The organism is Leisingera sp. NJS204, from assembly GCF_004123675.1.
GTDB lineage: Bacteria > Pseudomonadota > Alphaproteobacteria > Rhodobacterales > Rhodobacteraceae > Leisingera.
Genome location: NZ_CP035417.1, coordinates 1 through 16,989 on the forward strand (window position 1 = coordinate 1; position 16,989 = coordinate 16,989).

Consider the following 16,989-nt stretch of genomic DNA (forward strand, 5'->3'; position numbering starts at 1 on the left):
ATGACAGAAGAAAAATGGGGACAGCTCAGAAACCGGCTGTTGAAGACAGTCGGCCAGAACAATTTCACAACCTGGATTGAGCCATTGGAGTTTGACACCGTGGACGGCGGCGTTGCTGTCTTCAAAGTGCCGACGAATTTCATGGGGAACTATGTCAGCCAGAACTTTGCGGATCTGATTCTGCATGAGCTGGCCATGTCCGGTGAGCCGGTCCAGCGCCTGGCCTTCCGGGTTGCTGCCAACAGCCCGGCACGTCCGGCAGACACCGCCGTAGCGGCTGATGTCTATGGCGGCGCACAGGGCGACGTGGCGGTGATGACAGCACCCGCTGCTGTGCCGGCATCGGCGGGTGGCAAGGACACGCTTGAAGCGCTGCAGGCGGCTCCGCTGGATCCGCGCTTTACCTTCGACAGCTTTGTCGTGGGCAAGCCGAACGAACTGGCTCATGCTGCCGCGCGCCGCGTTGGCGAAGGCGGCCCGGTCACCTTCAACCCGCTGGTGCTATATGGCGGCGTTGGTCTGGGTAAGACCCACCTGATGCACGCCATAGCCTGGGAGCTGAAGGAAAAGAACCCGTCGCTCAACGTGCTGTATCTGTCGGCGGAACAGTTCATGTACCGCTTTGTGCAAGCGCTGCGCGAGCGCAAGATGATGGACTTCAAGCACCTGTTCCGCTCCGTCGATGTGCTGATGGTGGATGACGTTCAGTTCATCGCCGGCAAAGATTCCACCCAGGAGGAATTCTTCCACACCTTCAACGCGCTGGTGGATCAGAATAAGCAGATCATCATCTCGGCCGACCGCGCCCCCGGCGAGATCAAGGATCTGGAGGACCGGGTGAAATCCCGCCTGCAGTGCGGCTTGGTGGTGGATTTGCACCCGACCGACTATGAGCTGCGCCTGGGCATCTTGCAGACCAAGGTGGAGCAGCAGCGCAAAACTTATCCGGACCTGTGCATCGCCGCTGGCGTGCTGGAATTCCTGGCACACCGCATCTCGACCAATGTGCGGGTGCTCGAAGGCGCTCTCACCCGCCTGTTTGCCTTTGCCTCGCTGGTAGGCCGCGAGATCGACATGGACCTGACCCAGGATTGCCTGGCCGACGTGCTGCGGGCCTCCGAGCGAAAGATCACTGTCGAGGAGATCCAGCGCAAGGTGTCCGAGTACTACAATATCCGCATGTCCGACATCATCGGCCCCAAGCGACTGCGTTCTTACGCCCGCCCGCGTCAGGTGGCGATGTACCTGTGCAAGCAGCTGACCAGCCGCAGCTTGCCGGAAATCGGCCGCCGTTTTGGCGGGCGCGACCACACCACAGTCATGCATGGTGTGAAGCGCATCGAGGAGCTGAAAACCACTGACGGCCAGATCGCCGAAGACGTGGAGATGCTGCGCCGGTCGCTTGAAGCCTGACGGGCGGTTTTAGCCCAAACTGCTTGCCCCGATTTGCACTGCGGCCCCGGTTTCCGGGGCCGTTTTGTTGCGTAATGAGTCCGGAACGGCATGCCGGCGGACCCATAAAGGCAGCGAATACCCGTTTTCGCGGAAAACAAAGTTTCAGCCCGGTCAAAACCAGCCATAACAGTGTCCTGGACAGGAACTTCCGCATGACACAGCCGGCCTTCGAAAACACAGACACGCCCCGCGGGTTGGCTTTTGCCATTGCGGCCTACCTGATGTGGGGATTTTTGCCGCTTTACATGAAAGCGCTGTCGCACATTCCCGCAGCTGAAGTTGTTACCCACCGGGTAATCTGGTCAGTGCCTGTCGCTGGGGCGCTTCTGCTCATTCTGCGGCGGACACGGGATCTGCAGGCGGCGCTGAAAAATCCCCGGATGCTGGGCATGGCCTGTATCACTGCGGCGCTGATTTCGGTGAATTGGGGGATCTATGTCTGGTCGATTGCCTCTGGCCGGGCGTTGGACGCGGCTTTGGGCTACTATATCAATCCGTTATTCAGCATTGCCCTGGGCGCCTTCCTGCTGCGTGAGCCGCTCACCAAGGCCCAAATGGCCGCTGTTGCTTTGGCCGCTGCTGCAGTGGTGGTTCTGACGGTCGAAGCCGGCAGCGTGCCTTGGGTCTCAATTGGGCTGACGCTGACTTGGGGGTTTTATGCGTTTTTCAAAAAATCGCTGCCGATCGGCCCCAATCAGGGTTTTCTGCTGGAGGTACTGATCCTGCTGTTCCCGGCGCTGGGCTATTTTGCCTATCTTGCTGCGACCGGCAGCAGCAGCTTTGGCGGCTCTTTCAGCGACACCTTGCTGCTTCTTGGGTGCGGTGTTGTCACCGCGGTGCCGTTGATCATCTATGCCAACGGGGCCAAGCTGGTGCGGCTGTCGACCATGGGAATCCTGCAATACATCGCACCGACTATGATCATGCTGGCTGCGGTACTGCTGTTTGGCGAGGAATTCGGACGTGCCAGGATGATCGCCTTCCCGATGATCTGGGCCGCTTTGGTTATCTACTCGATTCCGATGGTGCGGCAGATGCGCAAACGTCCGGGTTAAGAGGGCTATTCGCCGGCCGGGGCGTCCTCGACCACGCCCACAACAGGCCCCATCATGAATCCCGCATCGCTGCGGCCCAGCTCAGGCGCATGCAGGCGCGAGATGTTGCCGTCGAAATACAGCGCGTTTGGCAGTTTCAGGTAATCCCGGAACAGGCTGCCGAACTGGTGAAACGTCACCGCATTGCGCGAGATGGCAAAGACGACGCGATGGCCATCGGCTGAGGTGCCGACCCCGTTCCTCACATAATAACTGTCCGAATCGGGCAGGAACCGCGGATGCAGTTCTCCATCGATCACCAGCATCGGCCCGGATTGGGTGGCATAGGCGCAGGCGGGGGCGGCTTTGCCGAAAGCAAAGGTTTCGAAAACATCAGCCCGGCCTTCGCGGATGCAGAAGACGCCATTGGGAAGCAGGCCGAAGTTGCCAGGGCCTGCATTGGTGACCAGCCGCATTTCTTCGGCGCCGTCTTCAACATAGAGACCCACGGGCGAGCGGTCGCTGTGATACATCCCGGCATTGGTGGCAAATACCAGCGCTTTGCCGTCTTCCGCCAACGCCGTGTCGAGCGTGGAGAAATGCCCGTAGACTTGCCCCTCGCCATCGCGCAGGAACAGCCGCAGCTGCTCCCGTGATGCATCCACCTCGCAGATCGAATACCGGTTGCCCTCGTAGGCCGCATCGCTGCATTCCACCGCGCCTGCGGCCGGGGCGGCCCAGAGCGCGGCCAGCAGCAAAGCGGCCTTGCGGATCACTCTTCCGTGTCGCGGCGCACCGCGTCCTGGGACAGCATCCGGCGGGTCTCGTCCATCTGATCAAAGGTTTCATCCAGCCGGAAGCGCAGATCCGGGGCGAACTTCAGTCCCAGCTTCTTGCCGACCGCGCGGCGCAGCTCACCCTTGTTCCGGGCGAGGAGCTTTAGCACATCCTCCTGCCCCTTGCCGCCCAAAGGCAGCACAAAGGCAGTGGCGATTTTCAGATCCGGCGAGGTGCGCACCTCGCCTACGGTGATCGACATGCGGTTCAGGTCCGGGTCATGCACATCTCCGCGCGCCAGCACCTCGGAGAGAGAGCGGCGGATCAGTTCGCCGACGCGAAGCTGGCGCTGGGAAGGGCCGGGGCCATCTTGGAATTTGTTCTTTGCCATATTTCCGATCTATGCCGGATTGCGGGCTTTGCCAAGCGCTGCCCGGCAATGTAGGACAAATCCAGCTTGAACAAGGGAATTGGCCAATGACTCACAAACCAGGGATTGTGATTACCGGCGCATCAGGCCGCATGGGGCAGATGCTGATCAAGACGGTGCTGGAAAGCGATAGGGCCACGCTGACCGGCGCGGTGGAGCGTGAAGGGCATGCTTGGGTCGGCCGCGATGCGGGCGAAGCAATGGGCGGCGCTCCCGTTGGTGTCACCGTCACGTCGGATGCGCTGGAGGCTTTTTCCAAAGCGCAAGCGGTGATTGATTTCACATCGCCGGAAGCGACGTTGAATTTTTCCAAACTGGCAGCCCAAGCGCGCGCGGTGCATGTGATCGGCACCACCGGCATGACGGATGCGCAGATCGCCCAGCTGGAGCCGGCCTCCCGGCACGCAGTGATCGTGCGCGCCGGCAACATGAGCCTTGGTGTGAACCTGCTGGTGCAGCTGACCAAGAAGGTCGCCGCGGCGCTGGACGAGGATTTCGACATCGAAGTGATCGAGGCGCATCACCGCCACAAGGTCGATGCTCCGTCTGGCACTGCATTGATGCTGGGCGAAGCCGCAGCCGAAGGCCGCGGCGTTCATCTGTCGGATGTGCGCGATTCCGGACGTGATGGCATCACCGGCGCCCGCAAGCGCGGCGACATTGGATTCGCCGCCATCCGCGGCGGCGACATCGTGGGCGAGCATGACGTGCTGTTTGCCGCCGCTGGCGAACGTATCGTGCTGCGCCATATGGCCACCGACCGCGCCATTTTTGCCCGCGGCGCGCTGAAGGCTGCGCTTTGGGGCCAGGACAAGGGGGCGGGACAGTATGATATGGTGGATGTGCTGGGGCTCTGAGGTCTGAAATGCGGCCCTGGGGGCCGTCCCTCGCCTCTCGGCGGCAAAGCCGCCTGCTGGCAGCGGGACGTGAGTATTTTTGAAAAGATGAAGGTCATTCACCTTTGGGAAAATACTCTGGGGGTGAGCAGGCAGCGCCTGCGAGGGGGCAAAGCCCCGGCCGCGGCTCAAAAATCGACTGCGATGCCTTTTTTTTCCCAATCGCCAAAGCGGGCTGGATCGGGTCCATCGCGTCCGCCCAGCTCCTTGGGGCGCGGGTCCTGCGCCTCGGCTGCCTTGCGGCGCTCTTCGGCTTCGGCCAATGCGCGCAGGGCGGCGGGAGGCAGGCCATTTGTACCAAGTGGAGTATCGTCGCTCATCGCGGGTTCCTTTATGCTTGGCCCATGATATACGCCCCTGTCCCGCGCAAACAAGCCGCGCCCTGAGGAGTTGCCAGATGTCAGACGCCAATCACGCCCGCCGCACCGCGGTATACCTGCTGGATCAGGTTCTGGGAGAGGGGCGGCTGCTGGCGGAATGTTATGCCGCAGGTGCACTGGAGAAGCTGGCGCCGGAAGACCGGGCACGGGCGCAGCGGCTGGCAGCGGAAACCCTGCGCAACCTGGAACGCGCAGACCGGGTGCTGAAGAAACATCTGAAGAAAGCACCGCCAATGACCGTGCTGAATGCGTTGCGGCTGGGAGCGGTGGAATTGTGTTCGGGCGGCGCGGCACACGGTGTCGTGAATGCTATGGTGGCCATTATCTCAAAGCACCGGCGGCATGGGCAGCTCAAGGGGCTGGTCAATGCAGTATTGCGCAAGGTGGCAGAAGACGGACCGGCGGAATGGGCCAAGCTGCGTGTGCCGCGTCTGCCGAACTGGTTGCGCAAACCATTGGTGCAGGCCTGGGGAGCGGAGGCGATGCTGGGTATGGAGACCGCGCATTTCGCCGGTGCCGCGCTGGATGTGACAGCTAAACCCAATTCGGACTTGAGCGCTTTGTGCGGGGAAATCTTGCCCACCGGTTCTGTGCGGATCGCCAATGCCGGGCAGGTTTCGGCGCTTTCTGGATATGAGACCGGCGACTGGTGGATCCAGGATGCTGCCGCCGCGTTGCCCGCCCGCATTCTGAATGTTCGCCCAGGTGAGCATGTGCTGGAACTTTGCGCGGCGCCGGGCGGTAAAACCATGCAGATGGCAGCCGCGGGTGCCAATGTGACCGCAGTGGATGTCTCCCAAAACCGCATGTCCAGGCTCCAGGAAAACCTGACCCGCACTGGACTGCAAGCGGAGCTGGTTGTGGGCGATGCATTGGAACAGCAGGGCCAGTTCGATGCCGTGCTGCTGGATGCCCCCTGTTCGGCCACCGGCACAATCCGCCGCCACCCGGATCTTCCTCAGGCCAAAGATGGCAGTGACTTTGGCGCCTTGATCGAACTGCAGGCGCAGATGCTGGCCCACGCCTGGACCCTGGTGAAACCTGGCGGGCGGCTGATGTTCTGCACTTGCTCCCTGCTGCCGGATGAGGGCGAATGCCAGGTGGAGGAAGCGCTGGACATGTTCCCGGAGATGTCAGTCGACCGCGAAGGATTGCAGGTGCCCGGCGTGGTTCCGGACTGGATCAGCGAAGAGGGCGGCTTGCGCTTGCGCCCCGACTACTGGCCGGAACGCGGTGGCATGGATGGGTTCTATATGGCCCTTTTGCGCAAATCCGCGTGACCCTGGTGCGTCCCCGGTTTTCGCCGGTGACTTGAACCGCCCCTCGCGTTATGCTCGCGCCAAAACGCCCTGGCAAAATCCGGCGTGAGGCAAAAAGAGCATGTCCACTTTTGACAGAATGGCCGGCCGCGGCACCCGGCTGCTGAACAGCTATTACGCTTGGCGGGCGCGCAGCCAGCCGGCTGCTACCGGCTTTGTCTCGCAGCCCGAGCCGCGCACCATCGGCAGCTTTGCCCGTGGCCGTCAGCTGGTGGCTGGCAACCTGCTGTTTGCTGGGTATCTGGTCGAATCGCCTGACACCGGATTGTGGGAGGTTGCCGCCCCGGATGCAGCTTTCGATGCGGAGCGGCACGGTTTTTCCTGGCTCGATGACCTGGCGGCGGTCGGGGATTTCAAGGCCCGCGCCAAAGCGCAGAAATGGGTCTGGGGCTGGATCCAGCAGCACGGACGCAGCGGCGGGCTGGCCTGGCTGCCCGATCTGACCGGGCGGCGGGTGATCCGCTGGATCAACCACGCGCTGTTCCTGCTGAGCGGCAAGGAAAAGGACGAGACCGAAGCCTTTTATCATTCGCTGTCGCAACAGACCTGGTTCCTGGCACAGCGCTGGCAGGGGGCTGCGCCGGGTTTGCCCCGGTTCGAGGCATTATGCGGCTTGATCTATGCGGGTCTTGCCCTGCAGGGACGCGAAGAGCTGGCCGACCCGGCGGTCCGCGCGCTGGCGGCAGAATGCGAGGCGCAGATTGATGACCAGGGCGGGTTGCCGACCCGCAACCCAGAAGAGCTGTTGGAGGTTTTCACCCTGCTGACCTGGGCCGCGGCTGCCCTGCATGAAGCCGGGCGCACAGTGCCGCCTGCGCATATCAATGCGATTGAGCGGATCGCCCCCACTTTGCGCACCTTGCGCCACAGTGATGGCGGGCTGGCACGGTTCCATGGCGGCGGCCGTGGATTGAAGGGGCGGCTGGACCATGCCCTTGCGGCCAGTCATGTGGCTGATCGCCATGCGGATGGGCTGGCAATGGGGTTTGCCCGGCTGTCTGCGCGGCGGACATCGGTACTTGTCGATGCCTCGGCGCCGCCCAAGGGCAAGGCGTCAAACTATGGTCATGCCTCGACCCTGGCGTTTGAGCTGACATCAGGGCGGCGGCCTCTGATTGTGAATTGCGGATCGGGTGAAACTTTTGGCGTCGAATGGCGCCGGGCCGGGCGCGCCACGCCCTCGCATTCCACGCTGTGCATCGAGGGGCACTCCAGCGCCCGGCTGGCCGCGCCGCACAAGACCACTGGCCATGAGGAATTGATCGAAGCCCCTGATGAGGTGCCGCTGGAGGTCAGCGACCTGGCGGATGGCTGCCGTTTTCAGGGCGGGCACAATGGCTATTCTTCTCATTTCGGGCTGACCCATGCTCGGACCCTGGATTTGTCGTTTGACGGGCGGGCGCTGAGCGGCGAAGACATGCTGGTGGCGCTGGACGATGCTGCCAAGCGCCAGTTCACCAAGGTGCGGGATACCAGCGCTGAAGGCGGCGTCGGCTTTGACCTCCGCCTGCATTTGCACCCTGAGGTGGACGCGGCCCTTGACTTGGGCGGCGCCGCGGTATCCATGGCGCTCAAGAGCGGGGAAATCTGGGTGTTCCGCCATGACGGAACCTGCCGGCTGCGGCTGGAGCCGAGTGTTTTCCTGGAAAAGACCCGCTTAAAGCCGCGTGCGGCAAAGCAGATCGTTTTATCCGGACGCGCGATGGAGTATGCGACGCGTATCCGGTGGACGCTCAGCAAAGCGCAGGAGACTGCCATTGCCGTGCGAGACCTGAACCGGGACGAACCCGAGACGTTTGACTGAGCCTTTGAAAAGGACCGCCCTGCCATGACCGACCTTCACCCCGTACGCCGTGCGCTGCTTTCCGTATCCGACAAGACCGGCCTGATCGAGCTGGGCAAGGCGCTGTCTGCGCGCGGTGTTGAGCTGCTGTCCACCGGCGGCTCTGCCAAGGCGCTGCGTGAAGCCGGCCTAACGGTCAAGGATGTCTCGGAAGTGACCGGTTTTCCGGAAATGATGGACGGACGCGTAAAGACCCTGCATCCGATGGTGCATGGCGGCCTGCTGGCGCTGCGCGACAATGATACTCATGTTGCTGCAATGAACGAACATGGCATCGGTGCCATCGACCTGCTGGTGGTGAACCTCTACCCGTTTGAAGCGGCCCTGGCGCGCGGTGCCGGTTATGACGAGATGATCGAAAACATCGACATCGGCGGCCCGGCGATGATCCGTGCGGCCTCCAAGAACCACCTGTTCGTGAACGTGGTGACCGATGTGCAGGACTATGAGGCGCTGCTGGCAGAGCTGGACCGGAACGACGGTCAGACGTCTTATGCTTTCCGCCAGCGCCTGTCGCAGACCGCCTATGCCCGTACCGCGGCCTATGATGCTGCCGTGTCGAATTGGATGGCAACCGCGATTGAAGAGAAAACCCCGCGCCGCCGTGCCTTTGCGGGCGAGCTGAAGCAAACCTTGCGTTATGGCGAAAACAGCCACCAGGAGGCGGCTTTTTATACCGATGGCAGCAACCGCCCCGGTGTGGCCACCGCGGTGCAGCTGCAGGGCAAAGAACTGAGCTATAATAACATCAACGACACCGACGCGGCCTATGAGCTGGTGGCGGAATTCGATCCTGCCGACAGCGCCGCTGTCGCGATCATCAAACACGCCAACCCCTGCGGCGTGGCCAAGGGCGCGACCCTGGCCGAGGCCTATCAGAAGGCGTTTGACTGCGACCGCACCTCCGCATTTGGCGGCATTGTCGCGCTGAACCAGCCGCTGGACGCCGAAACCGCCGCCAAGATCACCGAGATTTTCACCGAAGTAGTTATCGCGCCCGGTGCTTCGGAGGAGGCTAAGGCGGTCTTCGCGGCCAAAAAGAACCTGCGCCTGCTGCTGACGGATGGTCTGCCCGAGCCGCGCAAAGCCATCACCGCCTACAAACAGGTGGCCGGAGGTATGCTGGTACAGGACAAGGACGTGGGCTACGTCGGCATGGAGGACTTGAAGGTGGTGACCGAAAAGGCTCCGTCTGATGCCCAGATGCAGGACATGCTGTTTGCCTGGAAAGTCGCCAAACACGTCAAATCCAACGCCATCGTCTATGTGAAGGACAGCGCCACCGTTGGCGTCGGCGCCGGCCAGATGAGCCGCTTGGACAGCGCCAATGTGGCTGCGGCCAAGGCCGGCCGCATGGCCGTCGAACTGGGTCTGGAAGAAAGCCTCGCCAAGGGCTGCGCAGTCGCTTCGGATGCGTTTTTCCCCTTTGCGGACGGGTTGCTGGAAGCTGCAGCTGCTGGCGGCGCCTGCGTCATTCAGCCGGGCGGCTCGATGCGTGACGACGAGGTGATCAAGGCTGCCAACGAGGCGGGCCTGGCCATGGTCTTCACCGGCATGCGCCACTTCCGCCACTAAGCAGGCAGAGCTAAGACATGGCAGCACGTTGGATGATCTGGGGCGCCGGCCTTTCGTTTCTGGCGGATCAGGCAAGTAAATACCTGGTGATCCACTGGATGGCGCTGGACCAGCGCCACCGGATCGACGTGCTGCCGCCGTTTCTGAACTTCCGCTACGGCGAGAATACCGGCATCAACTTCGGTCTGTTCGGCGGCGGAGACGAGGCATCGCGCTGGATTCTGATCGGGATGTCACTGGCGATCTGCCTGGCCCTTGTGATCTGGATCGCACGCGCACAGAAGGCGGCGTGGGGCATGCAGCTCTCGGCCGGGCTGGTGATCGGTGGCGCGCTGGGCAATGTCGCGGACCGTCTGCTGTACGGGTACGTGCTGGATTTCCTGAACACATCGTGCTGCGGCATCCAGAACCCGTTTGTGTTCAATGTTGCCGATATCTTCATCTTTGCAGGCGCAGCGGGGCTGATTTTCTTTGACGGGCGGCGCAAAAAGCCTGCGTAGACCTCGCTGGGCAATTGCGCTAAAAGCGCTGAGAAACAGGCAGGAGTTTGGGGTAATGCGGATCCCGTTCGGAGTGATCGTTCTGGCAGGCGCACTGGCTGTGGCTGGTTGCGGGCAAAAGGGGCTGCGCCTCATCCAGAAGCCCGGCACCGGCCCGGATGAATTCCTGGTTCTGCCCTCCAAACCGCTAAGCACGCCGGAAAGCTACAGCAGCCTGCCGGCCCCGACACCCGGCGGCGCCAATCTGACGGATCCCAATCCGCAAGCCGAAGCGGTTGCTGCCCTGGGCGGCAAACCCGGCGCCTTGGTTCCTGGCAGCGGTATTCCTTCCAGCGATGCGGCCCTGGTGACAGCGTCCAGCCGCTATGGTGTGGAACCGGGCGTGCGCGAAACGGTCGCCGAAGAGGACGCCAAATTCCGCCACCGCAACCGCCGTGTGGGCCGGATCAAACTGCTGCCGGTGGATCGCTACGAGCAGCTTTACAAAAAACAGACGCTGGACCCGCATGCCGCCAACGAACAATTCCGCCGTGCCGGGGCTGCTACCCCATCCGCACCGCCGGTTGACGGTTTCTGATCCTCACTTTTCTGCCAGCCAGTCTTGTAAGACGCCAGCAGCAGCGTAGGTTGACAGCAGTCTTTCTGCTGGCAATGGGTGGCGAATTGTGGCTGCATTGAACAAAAGAGCAGTAACCGCACTGTGCCAGGCAAGGGCAAACGTGCAGAAATTGGAGGATGCCAGATGATCCAAAGGATCACATTGGCCGCCGCAGCGCTGACTGCTGCCCTGACTGGCCCGCTATGGGCCGAAGATGAGGCGGTGACCGCGTTCACCCTGGACAACGGCATGGAAGTGGTGGTGCTTGAAGACCATCGCGCGCCGGTGGTGCAGCAGATGGTCTGGTACCGGGCCGGCTCCGCGGATGAGCCGCCGGGCCAGTCCGGAGTTGCCCACTTCCTGGAGCATTTGCTGTTCAAGGGCACCGACAAACTGGCACCGGGGGAGCTGTCGGCCACCGTGCGGGCCAACGGCGGTCAGGACAATGCCTTTACCAGCTATGATTACACCGCCTATTTCCAGCGCGTCGCCGCCGACAGGCTGGAGCTGATGATGCAGATGGAAAGCGACCGGATGTCCAATCTGCGGCTCAGCGAAGAGGATATCGCCACCGAGCGCGAGGTCATCCTGGAAGAGCGCAACCAGCGCACCGACAACGACCCGGTGGCCCTGTTTCGCGAACAGCTGCAGGCGGTGCAGTATCTGAATCACCGTTACGGCCAGCCGGTGATCGGCTGGCGCCACGAGATGGAAAGCCTGGATATGGAGGACGCGCTGTCCTTTTACCGCACCTATTACGCACCCAATAACGCTATCCTGGTGGTCTCCGGCGATGTGAAGCCGCAAGATGTAAAGGCGCTGGCCGAGCAGTATTATGGTGCGATCCCAGCCAACCCGGACTTGCCGGAGCGCTTCCGCAGCCAGGAGCCGCCTCAGACGGCAGCCCGCCGCATCACCTATCAGGATCCGCGCGTCGCCCAGCCCTATGTGCAACGCTCCTATCTGGCGCCGGAACGCGACAGCGGCGCCCAGCAGAAAGCTGCTGCGCTTTATCTGCTGGCTGAACTCTTGGGCGGCGGCAGCACTTCCTATCTGGCCAATGCGCTGCAGTTCGACCAGCAGGTCGCCGTCTACTCCGGTGCCTTTTATTCAGGCAGCTCGCTGGATGATACGTCCTTCACCTTTCTTGTGGTTCCGGCTGAGGGCATCAGCATGGACCAAGCCGAGGAGGCGTTGGATGCCACTATCGCCCGCTTTCTGGAAGCAGGAGTGGACGAAGCCCAGTTGGAGCGCATCAAGCTGCAGCTGCGCGCCGCCGAAATCTATGACCGCGACAACGTGAACGGAATTGCCAACCGCTATGGCCAGGCGCTCAGTATCGGGCTGACAGTGCAGGATGTGCAGGATTGGCCGAAGATCCTGCAATCGGTCACCGCGGATGAGATCATCGCCGCCGCCAATGAGGTTCTGCGGCCTGAAACGTCAGTCACCGGTTGGATGACGCGCGGCCAGGAGGTAACCCAATGACCTTGCTGAAACTAATCGCCGCGTCCTTGGTGGCCTGCTGCATGGCACTGCCCGCATGGGCCGGGGTCAAGATCGAGGAAGTCACCTCTCCCGGCGGTATCACCGCCTGGCTGGTCGAGGACCATGCGATTCCCTTCTCCGCTCTTGAGCTGCGCTTTCGCGGCGGCACCTCATTGGATGCCCCCGGGAAACGCGGGGCGGTGCACCTGATGACTGGATTGCTGGAGGAAGGCTCCGGTGATCTGCGGGCACAGGATTATGCCCGCGCATTGGAATCCCTGGCGGCGGAGTTTTCCTATGATGCTGACAAGGATTCAGTCTCCATTTCCGCCCGCTTCCTAACCGAAAACCGACAGGATGCAGTGGCCCTTTTGCGCCAGACCCTGTTCGAGCCGCGGTTTGACCAGGATGCGTTGGACCGGGTCCGGGCCCAGGTGTTGGCGGGTTTGCGTTCTGATGCCAAAAATCCGAACACAATCGCGGGCGAGGCCTTCTCCCGGATGGCCTTTGGCGACCACCCTTACGCCAGCGACGGCAAGGGAACGCAGGAGACCGTTTCCGCACTTGGCCGGCAGGATATTTTTGACGCCTATGAGGCTGTTTTTGCTCGGGACAGGCTGTACGTCAGTGCAGTGGGCGATATCACCGCCGAGGAGCTTGGCGTGCTCCTGGATGAGCTGCTGGGCGCTTTGCCGGCAGAGGGCGACCCGATTCCGGGTCCGGCTGAGGTCACTATCGCGGGCGGCGTCACTGTTGTGGATTTCGACACCCCGCAATCTGTGGCGCTGTTCGGCCAAAAGGGGATCAAGCGCGAGGATCCGGATTTCTTCACTGCTTATGTGATGAACCAGATCCTGGGGGGCGGTTCCTTTGAAACCCGGCTGATGACCGAGGTGCGGGAAAAGCGCGGGCTGACCTATGGGGTTTACTCCTATCTGGTGCCGCGTGATCTGGCGGCGGTCTATATGGGATCGGTGGCGTCGGCTAACGGCAAGATGGCCGAAGCGGTCGAGGTGATCCGCGATGAATGGCGCCGGATGGCCGAACAAGGTGTGACAGAGAAAGAGCTGAAGGATGCGCAGACCTATCTGACTGGCGCCTACCCGCTGCGCTTTGACGGCAATGGCCGTATTGCCTCAATCCTTGCGGGTATGCAGATGGACCATTTGCCAATCAGCTATGTGGAAACCCGCAACGACCGTATCAACGCGGTCACGCTGGAAGATGTGAACCGCTTTGCCGCGGAGTTCATGGATCCTGACGGTTTGCATTTTGCGATTGCCGGACGCCCTGATGGGCTGGAAACCACCAACTGACAGCTCTCAGGCGGGGCTGCGAGGCCCCGCTAAGGAACCCGCACAGCACACTGCTGCCCAGGGCGGCTGATGCTTGCCGCTTTCCCTTTCAATTTACCCCAAACTCATGTATGGGCGGGCTTGTCTGAGACGATGTGCCAGGCCCTGGCACGCGAAAGCAAGATAGAAGGGGCCGGCGGCAATGGGGCCGCCACGCAAACGGGAGACCCGGAGGGCCGGGAGTGCTCCCAATTAGGATACGCTAGATGTTTAACGTTTCGAAAAAATCGATGCAGTGGGGCGAAGAGACGCTTACACTGGAAACCGGCAAGGTTGCCCGCCAGGCTGATGGCTCTGTGATTGCCACGCTGGGCGAAACCTCGGTCATGGCCAACGTGACCTTTGCCCGTCAGCAGAAGCCCGGCCAGGACTTCTTCCCGCTGACCGTGCATTACCAGGAAAAATACTATGCTGCGGGCAAAGTGCCCGGCGGCTTCTTCAAGCGCGAAGCGCGCCCGACCGAAAAAGAAACCCTGACCGCGCGTCTGATCGACCGTCCGATCCGCCCGCTGTTCGTCCCCGGCTTCAAGAACGAAGTGCTGGTGATGTGCACCGTGCTGAGCCACGACCTGGTCAACGACCCGGACATGGTTGCAATGATCGCCGCCTCCGCTGCGCTGACCCTGTCGGGCGCACCGTTCATGGGTCCGATTGCCTGCGCCCGTGTTGGTTTTGAGGATGGCGAATACATCCTGAACCCGACCGTTGACGACATGCAGGACCTGCGCCTGAACCCCGAGCAGCGTCTGGATCTGGTTGTTGCCGGCACCAAAGACGCAGTGATGATGGTGGAATCGGAAGCATACGAGCTGTCCGAAGCAGAAATGCTGGGTGCGGTGAAATTTGCCCACGAGCAGATCCAGCCGGTCATCGACCTGATCATCTCGCTGGCCGAAGAAGCCGCGAAAGAGCCGTTCGACTTCCAAGCGCCGGATTACTCCGAGCTGTACGAAGCGGTCAAAGCTGCCGGCGAAACCGAAATGCGCGCTGCCTTTGCGATCAGCGACAAGCAGGAGCGCACCGCCGCTGTTGCCGCCGCCCGCGAAACCATCAAGGGTGCTCTGTCCGAAGAGCAGCTGGGCGATGCAAACCTGGGTTCCGCGTTGAAAAAGCTGGAAGCCGGTATTCTGCGCGGCGATGTTGTCAAAACCGGCAAGCGGATCGACGGACGTAAAACCGACGAGATCCGCGCGATTGAGTCCGAAACCGGCCTGCTGCCGCGGACCCATGGTTCGGCGCTGTTCACCCGTGGTGAAACCCAGGGTCTGGTTGTGACCACGCTGGGCACCGGCGACGACGAGCAGTTCATTGACGCGCTGCACGGCAACTTCAAGTCCAACTTCCTGCTGCACTACAACTTCCCTCCCTACTCGGTTGGTGAAGTTGGCCGTGTTGGCGGCCCCGGCCGCCGCGAAATCGGCCACGGCAAGCTGGCATGGCGTGCGTTGCAGGCGGTTCTGCCTGCGGCAACCGACTTCCCCTACACCATCCGTCTGGTCTCCGAGATCACCGAATCGAACGGTTCGTCCTCGATGGCTTCGGTCTGCGGCGGTTCGCTGTCGATGATGGACGCAGGTGTGCCGCTGAAAGCACCGGTTGCCGGTGTTGCGATGGGCCTGATCCTGGAAGACGACGGCTCTTACGCGATCCTGTCCGACATCCTGGGTGACGAAGACCACCTGGGCGACATGGACTTCAAAGTGGCAGGCACCGAAAACGGTATCACCTCGCTGCAGATGGACATCAAGGTCGCAGGCATCACGCCCGAGATCATGGAGAAAGCCCTGGCCCAGGCCAAAGACGGCCGTATCCACATCCTTGGCGAGATGGCGAAAGCCCTGACCGAAGCGTCCGACTTCTCGGTCCACGCTCCGCGCATCGAGACCATGCAGATCCCGACCGACAAGATCCGTGAAGTGATCGGTTCCGGCGGCAAGGTGATCCGCGAGATCGTCGAAGTGTCCGGCGCCAAAGTCGACATCAACGACGATGGCATCATCAAGATCGCCAGCCCGAACGGCGAAGCCATCAAAAAGGCCTATGACATGATCTATTCGATCGTGGCAGAGCCGGAAGAAGGCCAAGTCTACACCGGTAAGGTTGTGAAGATCGTCGACTTCGGCGCCTTTGTGAACTTCTTCGGCAAGCGCGACGGCCTGGTGCATGTCTCCCAGATCGAAAACCGCCGCCTGAACCATCCTTCGGACGTTCTGAAGGAAGGCCAGGAAGTGAAGGTCAAGCTGCTGGGCTTTGATGACCGCGGCAAAGTCCGCCTGTCGATGAAAATCGTCGATCAGGAAACCGGCGAAGAAATCGCGCCGGAAAAGAAAGAAAAAGCAGAGCAGGACTGATCCCAGTCTGACTGCACATAAACAGCCCGGGGCGCGCGATCCGTGCCCCGGGTTTTCCATTTCTGCCGGGACGCTTATGGAACAGTCTTTGCCGCCCCGTGTGACCATCATAACGGTCACCTATAATTCTTCCGCCGTTGTTGAGGGCCTGTTGCGCTCCATTCCAGCTTCGGTGCCTTGCATTCTGGTCGATAACGCGTCCCAGGATGCAGAAGACACCGGCGCGCTGGCCGCAGCACATGGCGCCCGGTTTATTGAGAACCCGGAAAACACCGGCTTTGGTCCGGCCTGCAATCAGGGGGCTGCACAGGCCGGCACTGAGTTTCTGTTCTTTGTGAACCCCGATGCCGAACTGTTCGAGGACACGCTGGAGCATCTGTTGGATGCCGCCGATGCACACCCCGAAGCATCCGCCTTTAACACCCGCATTTTCAAAGGTGACGGATCGCTGTTCTTCAAGCGCCGCAGCAAACTGATTGCGAAATCGCTGTGGCTGGGGCGGGATGCCGCGCAACAGGACGGCGAGGTGCCGGTGCTTTCGGGCGGTGCCCTGCTGGTGCGTAAATCCGCCTTTGACCAGGTCGGTGGCTTTGACCCCAAAATATTCCTGTTCCACGAAGATGACGACCTCAGCCTGCGGCTGAAGGCGGAGTGCGGGCCGCTGCGTTATGTTTACGCAGCGCAGGTCCGGCATCTGCTGGGCCATTCCACCGAACGCTCCGCCAAAACCGCAGCATTGAAAGCCTGGTACATGGGCCAGTCGCGCGTCTATGGCGCCCGCAAACACGGCTTGCCATTTGGTTTCCTGCGGGCTCTGTGGGAGGCGTCGCTGCAATTGGTCTCACCGCTGAACCTGCTTTCGGCGCGTAAACGGTCCAAGAACTGGTATTACTTCCGTGCGGTTCTCAGCAGTGCTGCCCAGCAATCCGCAGACCTCCCTCCGCCATGGCAGCAAGACTGACCGGGCTGGCCTTCCAACAGTTTAAAG

At 61.6% G+C, this 16,989-nt stretch carries 15 protein-coding genes; 12 read left to right on the forward strand and 3 right to left on the reverse strand.

Going from position 1 to position 16,989, the window contains the following annotated elements:
* Together dnaA and rarD are read left to right on the forward strand one after the other, a co-directional pair.
* The gene (dnaA, locus tag ETW24_RS00005) at positions 1–1,413 is read left to right on the forward strand and encodes a chromosomal replication initiator protein DnaA (protein ID WP_129369208.1); all 1,413 of its coding nucleotides are present in this window, start codon (positions 1–3) and stop codon (positions 1,411–1,413) included.
* Positions 1,414–1,607: 194 nt separating this feature from the next.
* The gene (gene rarD, locus ETW24_RS00010; RefSeq protein ID WP_129369209.1) at positions 1,608–2,510 is read left to right on the forward strand and encodes an EamA family transporter RarD; all 903 of its coding nucleotides are present in this window, start codon (positions 1,608–1,610) and stop codon (positions 2,508–2,510) included.
* Between the two features lie 5 nt (positions 2,511–2,515).
* On the opposite strand, the gene ETW24_RS00015 is transcribed toward rarD, so the two are convergent.
* Complete coding sequence (locus ETW24_RS00015; protein WP_205877310.1) at positions 2,516–3,265, reverse strand: phosphodiester glycosidase family protein; 750 nt, start codon at positions 3,263–3,265, stop codon at positions 2,516–2,518.
* Positions 3,262–3,657 (reverse strand): 30S ribosome-binding factor RbfA, encoded by a 396-nt coding sequence (gene rbfA / locus ETW24_RS00020; protein ID WP_129369210.1) that lies wholly within the window; start codon positions 3,655–3,657, stop codon positions 3,262–3,264. The genes ETW24_RS00015 and rbfA overlap by 4 nt, the downstream gene beginning before the upstream one ends.
* Before the next feature lie 86 nt (positions 3,658–3,743).
* On the opposite strand from rbfA, the gene dapB reads away from it, so the two are divergent.
* Positions 3,744–4,553, forward strand: a complete 810-nt coding sequence (gene dapB / locus ETW24_RS00025) for a 4-hydroxy-tetrahydrodipicolinate reductase (protein ID WP_129369211.1) — start codon at positions 3,744–3,746, stop codon at positions 4,551–4,553.
* 167 nt (positions 4,554–4,720) lie between these two features.
* Here dapB and ETW24_RS00030 read toward each other — a convergent pair whose 3' ends face one another.
* Positions 4,721–4,912 carry a DUF1674 domain-containing protein gene (locus tag ETW24_RS00030; RefSeq protein WP_129369212.1) on the reverse strand — a complete coding sequence of 64 codons (192 nt, stop codon included), beginning with the start codon at positions 4,910–4,912 and terminating at the stop codon, positions 4,721–4,723.
* Between the two features lie 77 nt (positions 4,913–4,989).
* On the opposite strand from ETW24_RS00030, the gene ETW24_RS00035 reads away from it, so the two are divergent.
* The 9 genes from ETW24_RS00035 (at position 4,990) to ETW24_RS00075 (ending at position 16,962) form a co-directional block, all read left to right on the forward strand.
* Positions 4,990–6,252, forward strand: coding sequence for an RsmB/NOP family class I SAM-dependent RNA methyltransferase (locus ETW24_RS00035; protein ID WP_129369213.1), 1,263 nt, complete (start codon positions 4,990–4,992; stop codon positions 6,250–6,252).
* A 100-nt stretch (positions 6,253–6,352) separates the two neighbouring features.
* Positions 6,353–8,095: a heparinase II/III family protein gene (locus ETW24_RS00040; RefSeq protein ID WP_129369214.1), complete on the forward strand. Its 1,743-nt coding sequence runs from the start codon at positions 6,353–6,355 to the stop codon at positions 8,093–8,095.
* A gap of 24 nt (positions 8,096–8,119) precedes the next feature.
* Positions 8,120–9,709 (forward strand): bifunctional phosphoribosylaminoimidazolecarboxamide formyltransferase/IMP cyclohydrolase, encoded by a 1,590-nt coding sequence (purH, locus tag ETW24_RS00045; protein WP_129369215.1) that lies wholly within the window; start codon positions 8,120–8,122, stop codon positions 9,707–9,709.
* A 17-nt stretch (positions 9,710–9,726) separates the two neighbouring features.
* Positions 9,727–10,209 carry a signal peptidase II gene (gene lspA / locus ETW24_RS00050; protein ID WP_129369216.1) on the forward strand — a complete coding sequence of 161 codons (483 nt, stop codon included), beginning with the start codon at positions 9,727–9,729 and terminating at the stop codon, positions 10,207–10,209.
* 55 nt (positions 10,210–10,264) lie between these two features.
* The gene (locus ETW24_RS00055; RefSeq protein ID WP_129369217.1) at positions 10,265–10,786 is read left to right on the forward strand and encodes a DUF3035 domain-containing protein; all 522 of its coding nucleotides are present in this window, start codon (positions 10,265–10,267) and stop codon (positions 10,784–10,786) included.
* Between the two features lie 165 nt (positions 10,787–10,951).
* On the forward strand, positions 10,952–12,295 hold the full coding sequence (locus ETW24_RS00060; protein WP_129369218.1) for a M16 family metallopeptidase: 1,344 nt from the start codon (positions 10,952–10,954) through the stop codon (positions 12,293–12,295).
* On the forward strand, positions 12,292–13,611 hold the full coding sequence (locus tag ETW24_RS00065) for a M16 family metallopeptidase (RefSeq protein ID WP_129369219.1): 1,320 nt from the start codon (positions 12,292–12,294) through the stop codon (positions 13,609–13,611). The genes ETW24_RS00060 and ETW24_RS00065 overlap by 4 nt, the downstream gene beginning before the upstream one ends.
* A 245-nt stretch (positions 13,612–13,856) precedes the next feature.
* A complete protein-coding gene (gene pnp, locus ETW24_RS00070; protein ID WP_129369220.1) occupies positions 13,857–16,001 on the forward strand; it encodes a polyribonucleotide nucleotidyltransferase in 2,145 nt (714 codons plus the stop codon).
* A gap of 76 nt (positions 16,002–16,077) precedes the next feature.
* Positions 16,078–16,962 carry a glycosyltransferase family 2 protein gene (locus ETW24_RS00075; RefSeq protein ID WP_129369221.1) on the forward strand — a complete coding sequence of 295 codons (885 nt, stop codon included), beginning with the start codon at positions 16,078–16,080 and terminating at the stop codon, positions 16,960–16,962.
* Positions 16,963–16,989: the final 27 nt, after the last annotated feature.

Bases quoted from the DNA above. Each gene is read 5' to 3' on its own strand.
- dnaA (WP_129369208.1), top strand. From the start codon at position 1: ATGACAGAAGAAAAATGGGGACAGCTCAGAAACCGGCTGTTGAAGACA.
- rarD (WP_129369209.1), top strand. From the start codon at position 1,608: ATGACACAGCCGGCCTTCGAAAACACAGACACGCCCCGCGGGTTGGCT.
- rbfA (WP_129369210.1), bottom strand. From the start codon at position 3,657: ATGGCAAAGAACAAATTCCAAGATGGCCCCGGCCCTTCCCAGCGCCAG.
- dapB (WP_129369211.1), top strand. From the start codon at position 3,744: ATGACTCACAAACCAGGGATTGTGATTACCGGCGCATCAGGCCGCATG.
- ETW24_RS00030 (WP_129369212.1), bottom strand. From the start codon at position 4,912: ATGAGCGACGATACTCCACTTGGTACAAATGGCCTGCCTCCCGCCGCC.
- ETW24_RS00035 (WP_129369213.1), top strand. From the start codon at position 4,990: ATGTCAGACGCCAATCACGCCCGCCGCACCGCGGTATACCTGCTGGAT.
- ETW24_RS00040 (WP_129369214.1), top strand. From the start codon at position 6,353: ATGTCCACTTTTGACAGAATGGCCGGCCGCGGCACCCGGCTGCTGAAC.
- purH (WP_129369215.1), top strand. From the start codon at position 8,120: ATGACCGACCTTCACCCCGTACGCCGTGCGCTGCTTTCCGTATCCGAC.
- lspA (WP_129369216.1), top strand. From the start codon at position 9,727: ATGGCAGCACGTTGGATGATCTGGGGCGCCGGCCTTTCGTTTCTGGCG.
- ETW24_RS00055 (WP_129369217.1), top strand. From the start codon at position 10,265: ATGCGGATCCCGTTCGGAGTGATCGTTCTGGCAGGCGCACTGGCTGTG.
- ETW24_RS00060 (WP_129369218.1), top strand. From the start codon at position 10,952: ATGATCCAAAGGATCACATTGGCCGCCGCAGCGCTGACTGCTGCCCTG.
- ETW24_RS00065 (WP_129369219.1), top strand. From the start codon at position 12,292: ATGACCTTGCTGAAACTAATCGCCGCGTCCTTGGTGGCCTGCTGCATG.
- pnp (WP_129369220.1), top strand. From the start codon at position 13,857: ATGTTTAACGTTTCGAAAAAATCGATGCAGTGGGGCGAAGAGACGCTT.
- ETW24_RS00075 (WP_129369221.1), top strand. From the start codon at position 16,078: ATGGAACAGTCTTTGCCGCCCCGTGTGACCATCATAACGGTCACCTAT.